9 protein-coding genes and 3 pseudogenes are annotated in these 12738 nt (G+C 61.2%); 6 read left to right on the plus strand and 6 right to left on the minus strand.

The features are described 5' to 3' along the window. Positions 1 to 42: 42 nt before the first annotated feature. Positions 43 to 822 carry an alpha/beta fold hydrolase gene (locus AMK00_RS05390; protein ID WP_064809799.1) on the plus strand — a complete coding sequence of 260 codons (780 nt, stop codon included), beginning with the start codon at positions 43 to 45 and terminating at the stop codon, positions 820 to 822. A gap of 405 nt (positions 823 to 1227) precedes the next feature. Here AMK00_RS05390 and AMK00_RS05395 read toward each other — a convergent pair whose 3' ends face one another. The 4 genes and pseudogenes from AMK00_RS05395 to AMK00_RS05410 all read right to left on the minus strand — a co-directional run bounded on the left by AMK00_RS05395 (position 1228) and on the right by AMK00_RS05410 (position 5932). Next, on the minus strand, positions 1228 to 3696 hold the full coding sequence (locus tag AMK00_RS05395) for an adenylate/guanylate cyclase domain-containing protein (protein WP_064809800.1): 2469 nt from the start codon (positions 3694 to 3696) through the stop codon (positions 1228 to 1230). Positions 3697 to 3779: 83 nt separating this feature from the next. After that, positions 3780 to 4876, minus strand: a pseudogene (locus AMK00_RS05400) (branched-chain amino acid ABC transporter substrate-binding protein). A 281-nt stretch (positions 4877 to 5157) separates the two neighbouring features. Then, a complete protein-coding gene (locus tag AMK00_RS05405) occupies positions 5158 to 5508 on the minus strand; it encodes a DUF2200 domain-containing protein (RefSeq protein WP_064809801.1) in 351 nt (116 codons plus the stop codon). 232 nt (positions 5509 to 5740) lie between these two features. Further along, the gene (locus AMK00_RS05410; protein WP_020920657.1) at positions 5741 to 5932 is read right to left on the minus strand and encodes a DUF6494 family protein; all 192 of its coding nucleotides are present in this window, start codon (positions 5930 to 5932) and stop codon (positions 5741 to 5743) included. Positions 5933 to 6212: 280 nt separating this feature from the next. On the opposite strand from AMK00_RS05410, the gene AMK00_RS05415 reads away from it, so the two are divergent. From AMK00_RS05415 to AMK00_RS05425, 3 genes are all read left to right on the plus strand, one after another. Further along, positions 6213 to 6839 carry a class I SAM-dependent methyltransferase gene (locus AMK00_RS05415; RefSeq protein WP_064809802.1) on the plus strand — a complete coding sequence of 209 codons (627 nt, stop codon included), beginning with the start codon at positions 6213 to 6215 and terminating at the stop codon, positions 6837 to 6839. 331 nt (positions 6840 to 7170) lie between these two features. Then, entirely contained in the window at positions 7171 to 7875 is a 705-nt protein-coding gene (locus AMK00_RS05420; protein WP_064809803.1) for a carbonic anhydrase, read from the plus strand. Positions 7876 to 7879: 4 nt separating this feature from the next. Further along, on the plus strand, positions 7880 to 9409 hold the full coding sequence (locus AMK00_RS05425; RefSeq protein ID WP_064809804.1) for a SulP family inorganic anion transporter: 1530 nt from the start codon (positions 7880 to 7882) through the stop codon (positions 9407 to 9409). Between the two features lie 70 nt (positions 9410 to 9479). Here AMK00_RS05425 and AMK00_RS32420 read toward each other — a convergent pair. Continuing rightward, a pseudogene (locus tag AMK00_RS32420) lies at positions 9480 to 9618 on the minus strand (SLC13 family permease); the annotation flags it as partial. Positions 9619 to 9731: 113 nt separating this feature from the next. Here AMK00_RS32420 and AMK00_RS05430 point away from each other — a divergent pair. Together AMK00_RS05430 and AMK00_RS32860 are read left to right on the plus strand one after the other, a co-directional pair. Next, positions 9732 to 11693: an elongation factor G gene (locus AMK00_RS05430; RefSeq protein WP_064809805.1), complete on the plus strand. Its 1962-nt coding sequence runs from the start codon at positions 9732 to 9734 to the stop codon at positions 11691 to 11693. A 272-nt stretch (positions 11694 to 11965) separates the two neighbouring features. Next, positions 11966 to 12088: pseudogene (locus AMK00_RS32860) on the plus strand (CopG family transcriptional regulator); the annotation flags it as partial. A 21-nt stretch (positions 12089 to 12109) separates the two neighbouring features. On the opposite strand, the gene AMK00_RS30555 reads toward AMK00_RS32860, so the two are convergent. Next, positions 12110 to 12610 carry a hypothetical protein gene (locus AMK00_RS30555; RefSeq protein WP_082240272.1) on the minus strand — a complete coding sequence of 167 codons (501 nt, stop codon included), beginning with the start codon at positions 12608 to 12610 and terminating at the stop codon, positions 12110 to 12112. Between the last annotated feature and the right edge of the window lie 128 nt (positions 12611 to 12738).

Here is a 12738-nt window from a genome sequence, read left to right on the forward strand (position 1 = left end):
TTCAAATAATCCTACCGCTTCGCAAACGATGGAGATTCGATCATGATGATGAACAGACGCACATTTTCGAAAACTTTGCTCGTCGGTGCCGCCACGTCACTTGTTGCGACACATGCCGGCCTTGCCGCCACACCCACGCCTCCAAAGGCGCGCAATGTCGTTCTCGTGCATGGACTTTTCGCCGACGGATCATGCTGGACCGAGGTTATCGCCCGGCTGCAGGCGAAGGGCCTGAACTGCACGGCGGTCCAGAACCCGCTCACCACGCTGCCCGATGCCGTGGCGGCCGCCCGGCGCATCCTCGACCGGCAGGACGGTCCGACCGTCTTTGTCGGCCACTCCTTTTCGGGGATGATCCTCACCGAAGCAGGCGTACATCCGAACGTCTCTTCACTGGTTTATGTCGCTGCCCGAGCACCGGATGCAGGCGAGGACTATGCAGCTTTGGCAAAAACCTACCCGACACCACCCGCAACCGCGGGCATTGTCTTCGACGGCGACGAAGGACGGCTGACGGAAGAAGCGTTCCTGCGCGATTTCGGGGGCGACCTTCCCGAGGCCAGGGCGAGGGTTCTCTATGCCGTTCAACAACCATTCCAAAAGGCATTGCTCACCGGCAAAACCTCAAACGCTGCTTGGCGCTCCAAGCCAAGCTACTATGCCGTTTCGACGCAGGATGGGACGATAAATCCAGACCTGCAGCGTTTCATGGCCAGACGCATGGGCGCTAAAGCCATCGAACTCAAATCCAGCCACCTGTCGCTCATTTCGCATCCGGATGAGATCGCCAAGCTCATCCTGGAAGCAGCCGGGCAATCATGACATTGGATCCCCTGACGCCGCGCGAGCCGATAGTCCGAGCCCGATCGCTGATCGGTAATGAGGAATTTCCCGGCTGCGCCGGCGAAACAGACTGGCTCATAGAGGAAACTCTACAGTGCCGCCAGCCATGACCGCTTCGGGCCGACAGCGACCGGAGTGCCTCGGCTTCGCGCCCGCATAATGGTCATCGAGCCAGCGGTCGCTGTTGCTGCAAAGCGGACATGGTGCAGTGACAACATGGGTCGCAGTTGCGCCAACAGCAGTCCTTCGTCCGGATTCGGACCAATGACCGCGCCATTTCATGGGCCTAGCCAGCGTTGCAGGAAGGTCGAATTGCGACGCTGGCCCGAAGGCCGGTCTACGAGGTTGGTGCCTGTAGAGGCGATAACCCGCCCGAACGTGAGCCTACGACCCAGGCTTGTGACAAAGTCGATCGAGCGTGTCTCGAAGTGCGGCGGCGGCCTGATCGCGCTCATCGGTAGACATAAGCTCGGGCTCAGCTTCCAATCTCAGGTGCGGCAGTTCGGTCCGGACAGTATGACAGCTGCGGACCAGATTTTCCTTCAGATCGACCACGCGATAGGTGGCGACCGGATAGGCTATTCCCTTTACGTGGACATGCCCCAGTTCCTCACACTCGATCGTGTCCTTCACTTGCGCAAACGTCTCATAAGAAATGAGCACGGTGCCCGGCGACGCTTCCTGCTCAAGGCGCGAGGCGAGATTCACGGCGCCGCCGATTATCGTGTAATCCATCCGGTCCTCGCTGCCGAAGTTGCCCACAGTGCAGTAGTCTGTGTGAATGCCAATGCGGCAGCGCAGCGGCGTTTCAATTCCGATATCGCGCCAGATTTCCCCAAGCTCGCTCATTCGCTTTTGCATGGCGAGAGCCATCTGCACGCAGGCGAGCGCGTCATCCTTGACGCCGCGGGTTTCCGGGTCACCGAAAAACATCAGGATGGCGTCTCCGACATACTTGTCGATCGTCGCGCCGTGATCTGAAGCAATCTTCGACATTTCCGTCAGGTAGTGATTGAGGAGCTGTGTGAGATCCTCGGATTCCATTTTATCCGTGGTTTCGGTAAAGCCGGCGATGTCCGAGAAGCATATCGTCAGCTTCTTCCGCTGGCTGGCGATCCTGACGTCCTGCCGACCGCTGAATATGGAGTTATAGACCTGCGGCGCCAGGTATTTCGCCAGCTTGCTGGAAAGCGCCTCGAGAGCTGCGGATTTCTCGGCAAGGTTTTCCTCCCGTTGCTTCAGCTCGGTAATGTCCGAGTAGACGGCCACCGTGCCGCCAGCCGTGATCCGCCGCTCGCTAATCATGATCCATCGCCCGTCGCGACGCCGCTGCACCGACGTTTCACCAGGGTTGCGATGGCGCGAAAGCCGCTCGGCAACCCACTCCTCGACTCGCCCCTCAGCATCCTTGATGTAGCCGCCCTCAGCGGACCGGCGAACAATCTGCTCGAATGTCGTGCCGGGTGTCATTTCCTCCAGGCCGGCGTACAACAGCTCGCGGTAGCGGCTATTGCTCAGCACGAGCCTGTCCTCGCCATCGTACAGAGCGAATCCTTCGGAGATGCTCTCGATGGCATCCACAAGCCGCTGGCGCGCTTCCGCAACCTCGCGCAGGCTGTTTTCCTCCACCTCGACCGCAGTATCCCGGAACAGCCTGAGCGCCCCGGCCATGCGGCCGATTTCGTCGCGGCCTCCGGCGGGCATCTGCGCATGCAGATTGCCGCCCGCGATTGCCAGCATGCTTTGGCTTACCTCTCCCAGACGGGCGAGAAGGCTGCGGTCGACATAGAGCCAGACAACCAGAACCGAACTCAGGAGGCTTAGAAGGGCGGAGCCAAGGACAATGCCGGTGCCGTAGCGCCGGACGACCGAGGCTTCGAGGGCGGACGCGGCGATCTCATGGTTTGCCTTTGCGACCAGGCGATCGACGGCCGCGGTAAGGTCGCGCGATAGCCGACTGTTTTCAGCCAGAAGCTTTTCGCCCTGTGCAAGGACGGCAAACTCGTCCTGTCGTACCTTCGGAATCCCGTTCTCACCGTCGGTCAGCGACTTCAACTCGTCCAACCGTTGTTGGAAGCGGGTCCGCAACTTTTCGTCGATCTCAGTGGAGACCGTTTCGAGTACGGCGAGCGACCGGCGCAGCGGAAACAGGATCAGCTTCAGATCTCCCGGCGTAGGCGCGTTGGCAGTTTTGACCAGCGCGTCGTTGACTGCCGAGATCTCCTGTTGCGCCCTCTGCTGGGGGATGTAGGCCGCGATTGCCTTGATCAGGTCGCTCGTCGCCGCAGCACGCGCGTCGGGTGGTGCGGCGGGATCAGCCATTGCTGCGCGCCACTGGGGAACCTTGGAGTTCATGACGACGATACCGGGCGCGACGAGACGCTGACTTGCATTTGTCGTGTCCGACAAGCGGCGCAGCAACTCCTCCTTGCGCTGAACCATGGTAAGGCGAACGGCCACAAGATCGTCGAGAGCATCGAGGTTTCGTCGCAGACCAATCACCGCGTCTTCGATTTCCGTCACCGCCGTCGCGCTGAATGCGGTGCCTTTGAGTGCGGCGAGCAACTCTTCGAGACGCCCCATCTCGACTCCGATCGCAGCCGAAACCTGGTTGTGCTGAACCGTGCTGGTCGCCGCCAGCACGGAGGGCGCGGTGGAGGCGACCCTCTCGGCCTGGCGCGACAATTGGAGAGAGGCGAGCGCCGTCGGCACCCGTTCCTTGGTGATGCGATCGACCACGTCGCCGACCTGAAGGAAGGCATAGAGAGCTGCGGCGGTCGCGAGCACTGCGAAGGTGCTGATGCCGAAGAAGGCGAGCAACAGGCGCCCGCGTATGCCGACGCGTTCAAACATGGCGGCAACCGCAAGGTCTGGCTTGCGCAGCCAGCAAAGTCTGCACAGATTGGTCTAAAGCGATCCACCCGGCCGGCGGTTGACTATTCCAGCGGCACGTATTCGCCACCCTTCCAGACATACCAAATCCAGCTTTGAACGGTGAGGTCGCCCTTGTCGTCGAAATCGACCCGGCCCATTGCCGTTTCGAATTGATTCCCTTGCATTGAGGCGATCACCTCTTGCGGCCGGAGAGAACCGGCCTTCTTCACCGCCTGCGACCAGACCTGGACGGCGGAGTAACTGAGCAGTGTGTAGCCTGTGGCTCGAAATTCTCGGCACGGAAACGCTCGACGACTTGAGCCGCCTGAGGGACGCGCCGTGGGTCCGCGCTAAACGTGAAGAGCGTACCCTCGGCGGCAGATCCGGCGATCAGTGCAAAGTCCTCGCTCGCCATGCCATCGCCTGAGACGAGTTGAAGTGCGTAGGCGCGGTCTCGTGACGCGCGAACCATAAGCGCGACCTCGGGCAAATACCCACCAACATACAACACGGCGATGCCAGCGCCCTGTAACGCCGAGATCTCGGCCGTATAGTCGTTCTTCCCAGGGGTGAAGGCCTCGTAGATCGCTTCGGTGACACCCCGCTTATTCAACTGCTTTCTGGTCTCGTCGGCGAGCCCCTTCCCATAGGTGGTGTTGTCGTGAAGGATCGCTATTTTCTTGTCACCCCAACGATCGGCCAAATAGTTGCCGGCGACCACCCCCTGCGCGTCGTCGCGACCGATGACCCGGAAAACATTGGCACGACCTTGTTCGGTCAGCAGCGGATTGGTCGAACCCGGTGAAATCTGTAGAATTCCCGCGCCCTCGTATACCTTGGATGCCGGGATCGAGGCCTGGGAACAGTAATGCCCGACGACGAGCACCACACCGTCGGCCACCAGTTTCTGGGCGGCCGCCACAGCCTGCTCGGGATCGCAAAAGTCGTCGACCGTGATGAGTTGCACCTGCTGCCCGAGCACGCCGCCAGTCGCATTGATGTCGGCCACTGCCATCTCTGTGCCGCGCTGCATCTGCTCCCCGATCCAGGCGAGCGGTCCTGTGACCGGGCCTGCTGCTCCGATCAGGATCTCCGCCCGCGCCAGACTGCCAAGCGAAACGACGAGCGCGACGATAGCTGCAGTGATGCTGCTGCGCATGGTGTACCCCCTTCACAGCTTACGCCAATTTAGTCCCCGCCGACAGCCCCCGCGCAGGCGCAGATATCTCCGCCATTTCTGCAGCGCACTTGCCGCTTACCTGTATGGGCTGGTCAGGAGTTGACGTTCCTGCGAGGTATCTCGTTGTCTGTAGGGCGCCAAAACCAGCCCGTGGCGGCAAGGACTTTGATGTCCGCTATTCGTGTTGAGCTTCCTAGCAGCGGGGCGATGCGCCCAAAGCCGTGCACCAAGCCTCCGGGCGAGCGAGAGCAAACCGCCGGCTATCTTCGCAGGATTTTCTCCATCGCCCTGCCCTTGGCGAGTTCGTCGATCAGTTTGTCCAGGTAGCGGACTTCCCGCATGGTCGTTTCCTGGATCTCTTCCACGCGGACGCCGCAGATCACGCCTGTGATCTGCGATCGGGAGGGGTTCATCCGAGGTGCCTGCGCAAAGAAATCCTCGAAGTTGGTGTTTCTCGCCAACTGATCGTCCAGGCTCTCTCGGCTATAGCCCGTCAGCCAGCAGATGATTTCGTCGACTTCCGCCTTCGTGCGTCCCTTCTTCTCCGCCTTGGCGACATAGTGGGGATAGACGCTCGCGACGCTGACCGAATAGGTGCGATGCTTCATCATGCGTCCTCCGAGCCGATGGCCGACAATGAGCAACCCTCCTGCGGCGGGGCGCGGGGAAGCTTGGCTCATGGACGCAAACTCTACAGCGCCGCCGGCCATGACCGCAATTGACGCAATCCAGCCGAAGCCACTCGTCTGCTGTCGGCCCAGAGCGGCCATGCTTCGATTACGCGCGGACGTGGACAATGAACTTGGGGCAGCCGGACTGTTCGTACGATCGCTTCGCCCCGGCCTACGGAAGTTCGATCTCGCCGTCCACCACGTGGTTGAGGCCGGTGCCTTCCGCCGTTAGCGTCATGCGGACCTTCAACGTATTGCCGCCGACCTGCCCCTTGCGCACCGTCTCCTCGATCTTGCGCTGCGACGTGACGCCGACTTCCTTCAGGAACTTGCGGATCGACATGTTGAAGGCGTCTTCGCTCATGGCGGAACTCCTCTATGTGCGGAAGGGATTGTAATGGAAGGTAAATCGTCAAGGAAGCAGCAATGACGCCCTATGCCCCAGAATCTGACGCGAAAAATTTCGGCCACTAGCTCTGGGTTAGGGGCCGCTTCGGGTCGAGACGCGACATTTGCGATATCTGTGGCAAGGTGGCAGCGACAGATGACCGCTCCCGGCCCATTGCCGTCGGCAGCATTTGCAGTCGGTCGCTGGTGTCTGCAAGGGGCTGATGGGCCCCTCGTCTTGAAGGAGGAGCGCTGGGATGAGCACCGACCGGGATACTGTGCGGTCCTATGATATGGTCGCGGCGGAGTACGCTGCCGAGGCCGCGGTGATGCCCGAATGGGTCGCGACAGAGATCGATGTGTTCGTGACCGAGCTCTCCGGCTCGGGCAGGGTGCTGGAGATCGGAAGCGGTGGCGGGCGAGATGCACTTGAGCTTGAGAAGCGGGGAATCAGCGTCCGGCGAACCGACATTTCAAAGGGTTTCGTCGAACTGCTGCGCGAAAGTGGCTTCGAGGCCGACCTGTTGGACCCGCTGACCGATGACCTGGCCGACCCGCAGCGTCCCGGCATGCCGTATGACGGGGTATGGGCCTGTGCGTGCCTCATTCATGTCGCGCGCGGGTATTTCGGCACGGTGCTTGGACGGCTTGCCGAGGCGACACGGAGCGGTGGCCGACTGCACGTCTCGGTCAGGGAGGGCGACGGCGAGGATCTTTCCACACACGGCAGTGCTGCAGCGCCTCGGCGCTACGTCGAGACGTATTGGCGCGAGCCTGCCCTGCGGTCAGCACTCACAGACGCCGGCTGGATCGTCAACGATGTAAGTCGGTACGTCGGAAGGCGCCATGATCGGTGGCTGAGCGTTCGGGCAAGCCGGGCGTGACGTTCACAGAACTTGCCGGATGGCTGGCTGTGGCGCGACTGTGAACTCGAGGTGATCGCCCGATTGTCGGCTTCCCGGTGAAGGCAAAGATCGCCTCTGTGGCGACATGGGGACGCATTGCTGACCTTGCGTTGCAGCCGAGAGAATCGCCAGCCCTCGTCGGATCACGGCACCCTCCTCACGTGTTGTTGATCACGATCTCGCAGCGGCTGGTTGCACCGCACACTCTTTGCTGTTCTTTTCGCACTTGCGAACGAATCGCTTCTGTAACCCGCCGGACGAGAGACATTCCTCCCCAATCCGACGTCCGGCCAGAAAGAGGATCCGAACAATGGGTGATCTCCTGAAAGGTATCTCCAGTTTTCGCGGCGCGGTTTTTCCCAACCAGTCGGCGCTTTACCGCAAGCTGGCGAGGGAAGGCCAGCAACCACATGCTCTGATGATATCCTGCGCCGACAGCCGGGTGATGCCCGAAACCATCACGCAGGCCGGTCCCGGCGATCTCTTCGTCTGCCGCAATGCGGGCAATATCGTACCGCCGTTCTCGACGCTGAATGGCGGGGTTTCCTCCGCCATCGAATATGCGATCCTGGCGCTCGGCGTCAGCGACATCGTCGTCTGCGGCCATTCGGATTGCGGCGCAATGAAGGGCCTGTGCCATCCGGAGCTGCTCGAGCCGATGCCCAATGTCGCAGCCTGGCTGCGCCACAGCCACGCCGCCCATTCGATCGTCTGCCGGGCCTATCCGGATGACCTTTCCGAAAGTGACCGCGTGCGCGCCGTGGCGATGGAAAACGTCGTCGTTCAGCTCGATCACCTGAAGACGCATCCTTCGGTGGCCGCGAAACTCGCCACCAGCGAGATCACCCTGCATGGCTGGTTCTTCGACATCGAGACCGGCGAAGTCCAGGTCTATGACGGGGCGAAAGCGACCTTCACGGTGCCGCAGGAGGGAGAGCCGCTGCCTGTGGCGGTGACCGGCCGCGATCGGCCGCATGTCATGCCGCAAATCGCAGCAATGCTTGCCGCGGAGTAGCGCCATGACAGCAATCAGCTCCGCCTTTTCGCGCGACCTCGCCTCGTCGCTGGTCGTCTTTCTCGTCGCCATTCCGCTTTGCCTCGGGATCGCCATCGCCTCCGGCGTGCCGGCGTCGATGGGCCTGATCTCAGGGATCATCGGCGGCATCGTCGTCGGCCTCCTGTCGGGCTCGCCGCTGCAGGTCTCCGGACCGGCAGCCGGACTTGCCGTCATCGTCTTCGGCTTCGTCGAGGAATACGGCGTCGCCATGCTCGCCCCCGTCCTGATCGCCGTCGGTTTCCTGCAGATCGCCGGCGGGTTCCTGCGGGTCGGTTCCTGGTTCCGGGCAATCTCGCCCGCCGTCGTTCACGGCATGCTCGCCGGCATCGGAATCCTGATCATATTGGGGCAGATTCATGTGCTGATGGATGCCAAGCCCGCTGCCGGCGGGATGGAGAACGTCGCGGCGATGGAAGACAGTCTCGCCCGTCTTTGGGGAACTGGCCTGACGAGCCAGGCAACCGCCCTGAAGGTCGGCCTCATCTCCCTGCTTGCAATGGTGTGCTGGGAGAAGTGCCGCCCGAAATCGCTGGCGCTGGTTCCGGGAGCGCTGGTCGGTGTCGCCGCGGCGACGGTTCTCGCCGCTGCGCTCCAATTGCCGATCGCCCGCGTCGAGGTCCCCACCTCGCTCGTCGACAGCATCACACTGCCGACCGCGGAAAATTTCGCCCGCTTGCTGGAGCCCGGCGTCATTCTCATGGCGGTGATGATTGCCGTCATCGCCAGTGCCGAAACCCTTCTCTCGGCCGCCGCCGTCGACCGGATGCATGACGGCGTGCGCACTCGATTCAACAAGGAGCTGTTTGCCCAGGGCGTCGGCAACGGGCTCTGCGGCCTGCTTGGCGGATTGCCGATCACCGGCGTCATCGTCCGTTCCTCGGCCAACATTCAGGCCGGCGCGCGCACGCGGGCCTCCGCCATCTTCCACGGGATCTGGATATTGGGTCTGGTGGCGCTGGCGCCAAGCCTGTTGACCCTCGTTCCCTTGTCGGCCCTCGCCGCGGTTCTGCTCGTCACCGGATGGCGGTTGATCAGCCTGCGCCATGTCAGACACCTGTTCGAGCATCATGGGCTGGTCCCGGTCGGCATCTGGGCGGCGACCGTCGCCATGGTCGTCCTGCAGGACCTGCTGGTCGGCGTCACGCTGGGCCTGGCGCTGTCGATCATCGAGATCGTGCCCTACCTCAGGCGAAAACTTGCGATCGGGCACGCGGAGATCGACGAGGAGATCCATGTCCAGCTCGGCGGCGCAGCGACCTGCAAGGACGTGCCCATTCTGCTCAACACGCTCGAGCAGCTGCCCGAGGGCCGCAAGGTCAAGATTGTCGGCGAGGATCTCCATTACATGGATCACACCAGCGCCGAAACCATCAGCGAATGGCTGCGACGCGAGGCAAGGGCCGGTCGGGCCATTGAAATTCATCCGCCTCCGGCGGCACGCCACCCCCGCCTGAAACCGCTGTTTCAGCGTTTTGCGACCGAAGTCGCCTGATAAATCTGGGGAGGGCAAACGCCCTCCCTAATTCGCTTCTTGTCCATGGCTTTTCAAACCGGCGGTTTATTGCGCCTATCGGCGTGAAGTCGAACATGGTGAAGGATGTTCCTGTCATCTCCTGCCGAAGCTTGTGATACGACGACGTTCGGCGACGTGCCGACCTGCGTCATCAGTCCGCCAAGCAGGGCGGCGAACGACATCGGCATCTATGTCTCCAGGTCAAAGCGTCGTGAAAACTGAACACCTCTGGCGCCTTGCAGCAGTTCAGGGCATCCTATGATGGCTGAAAGTTGTGTCTATGGCAGTTGGAGGAATGCCGATGCGTTGCTTTACCGTTCTTGGACCCTCGCAGACTGGAAAATCAACAGTCGTGGAAAAGCTCGGCTCGTTGGAGGGAACGCCGAGAAAATCCAGTTCCCCTTATGGATTGAACCTCACAGAATTCACCTTTGGAAACGAGGCGTGGTGTGCGCTGGATGCGCCAGGACCCAACGAGGCGTTGGCGCATGCACAGCACGCGCTTCTTGCCAGCGACGCCTGCATCCTGTGCGTTTCATCGGCACCCGAGGAGGCTGTGCTCGCCGCGCCGTATCTCAGGATAATCGAAGCCTCGGGGACGCCGTGCATCCTCTTCGTCAACCGAATGGACGAACCGAGAGGGAGGCTGAGGGACGTGATCGCCGCGCTTCAGGACTATGCCAACCACACGCTTCTGCTTCGCCAGATCCCGATCCGCGAAGGGGACAGGATCATCGGCAGTTGCGATCTGATATCGGAACGGGCGTGGCGCTACCGGGAAGGCCAGACTTCGGCGCTGATCGCAATCCCCGAAAGTGCTGCCGAGCGCGAGCACGAAGCGCGTAGCGAGCTCCTGGAACACCTGTCCGAATTCGATGACTGGCTTCTGGAGGAACTGATCGAAGATCGCGAGCCGCCCAGCGACGCCCTCTATGCCATTTCATCGCGGGTTCTGAGCGAAAACAGGATTATTCCGGTCCTGATCGGTGCCGCGAGCCACGGCAACGGCATGATGAGGCTGATGAAGGCGCTGCGCCACGAGGCGCCGCCGGTCACGGTTCTTCGACAGCGTCTGGCTCGTGCGGGCGATGTCGAGGAAAACAAGCTGACCGCCGTCAGCTTCCATGCCTATCATCGTCAGAATATCGGCAAGACGGTGCTGGTGCGTGCGTTTGCCGAGGGACTGCGGCAAGGCGCATCACTCGGCGGCTCCAGCCTCGGCGCCGTGCAGGATCCCGCAAACGGACGGTCCAGCTCGGCGATTACACCGGCACCGGGGGATGTCTTCGCAACGGTCAAGTCCGACCACTTGCCCGTCCCGTCGCTATTGACGTCAGCCGCGACGGTTGCCCCGCCCGAATGGACCGAGCCACCGACGCCGATGCTTGAAAGGATCTTGGTCCCGGGCAGCGACCGCGATGAAAACAAGCTCTCCGAAACGCTGGTAAAACTTTCCGAGACGGATCGCGGTCTTGTCGTTTTGCAGGAGGAAGGCACGGGCGCCCAGCTCGTCCGCGCCCAGGGCCCTGTACATCTGCGCGATCTCTGCCGAACCCTGTCCGACGTCTTCCACATCGAGGTCACCGATCGAACGCCTAGCCCGATCTACCGCGAGACAATCGCCAAGCCCTCCGAGGTTCACTACCGGCATCGCAAACAGACCGGCGGTGCCGGGCAATTCGCGGATGTGAAGCTGAGCATTCGCCCCAACGAGCGCGGCCGGGGCTTCACCTTCAGCGAAACCGTCAAGGGTGGCGTCGTTCCGCGCAACTACATCCCTGCCGTCGAAGCAGGCGCGCGCGAAGCGATGGAGAAAGGGCCGCTCGGCTTCCAGGTCATCGATGTCGGCGTAACGCTGTTCGACGGTCAGCACCATGCCGTCGACAGTTCGGAACACGCCTTCAGGACTGCGTCGAAAATGGGAGTGCGACAGGCGCTTTCCGAAGGGGCGGCCGTTTTAATGCAACCGGTCTTCCGCAGCGAAATTCACATTCCCTCGATCTATTCCGGCAGCCTCGTCCAGATCGTCTCCGCACTCAAGGGTCAGGTTCTCGGCTTCGACCGGGATGAAACCGCCAAGGGATGGGACATCTTCCGGGCACTTGTTCCGGGAGGCGCACTCGACGATCTGGCGCGGGCGCTGCGCTCGGCGACGCAGGGCATCGGTTACTTTTCCAAGACCTTCGATCACTTCGAGGAGCTATACGGCAAGGAAGCGGACGCCATCGTGAGGGCACACGAGGAAGCGGGCGGCGCACGCTGAAACGTTCGGGCCACTTCCTGCTCGTTCGCAGAATGGGGCTCATTTCGTTGAGTTAACCGAGTTCTCCTCACTTCGTGTGGAGTCTGGCCTTCGGGCTGTCCGTTGCTTCGGGCAGCTCGAGCAAGTCTCTTCCTACGGTTTGCTGACCGCCTCGATGACATCACGCAGCGCGAACGGTTTTTGGAGCCTGGCGACATCGGCCAATTCTTCCGGGATCACATTCAACTCGTATTCAGTCAGGAAAACGAATGGTATGCACTCGCTGGGACTCCATGACCTACGCCGTCACTCTCCTTGAAGACGCCGCCAGCCGGATCGCAGATATTTCGGGAGCTGAATTGCAGATCATGCTCCGCCGCGCCGCGCTGCTGTCGCGCAATTCCGGATCGCTCGCGACCAGGCGATATCGAGAGCCGCTATTCGAATACTTTTATAGAAGGGGGCTGTTTTTTGATGCCGGCCGCGGCGATTAGCCAGAACAATCCACCGGCGGCAATTCCGAATACAGCTATTTCAGTGAGCAATTCGATTGCTTCCAGCAATCCCCACCACGTCATCATCCCGTGCTGGTAGGTCATGTGATTATTCGTGTAGGCCTCGTCCGGGCCGAAAAATATACTTAGGCAAAGCCACGGGAAGGTCGCAATGGAGGCCCCGCCCATCGCACAATTTGCAAGAGATGCCCGTACTCGTCCCCTGAAATGGAGTATCAATGGTATCCCCAATACAACAGTTGGCGGATACGCACCGAAGAACGCGACGACTGCAGTCGTTTCGACAACGCGCTGCATCATATTCGGCAAGCCCTGATACGCTGGGCTGTAAACCGCATATGCGAAGGATGCCACCAAAGGCACTACAATTAGTGCAACTGCAATTCTCCACCAGGGTGGAGATGCGAATGTTGTTGCCGCCATATGCACCTTGCCTGAACAGTCTACGCGACAGAATTGCACGCGCAGGTGCGTATGACAACGGTCCGGCCGACGCAATTGGTCTTAACGGGATGATGACATAAGTATAATATCATAGATCATTCAAACCA

The sequence above is a fragment of the Rhizobium sp. N621 genome, from assembly GCF_001664325.1.
Lineage (GTDB): Bacteria > Pseudomonadota > Alphaproteobacteria > Rhizobiales > Rhizobiaceae > Rhizobium > Rhizobium esperanzae.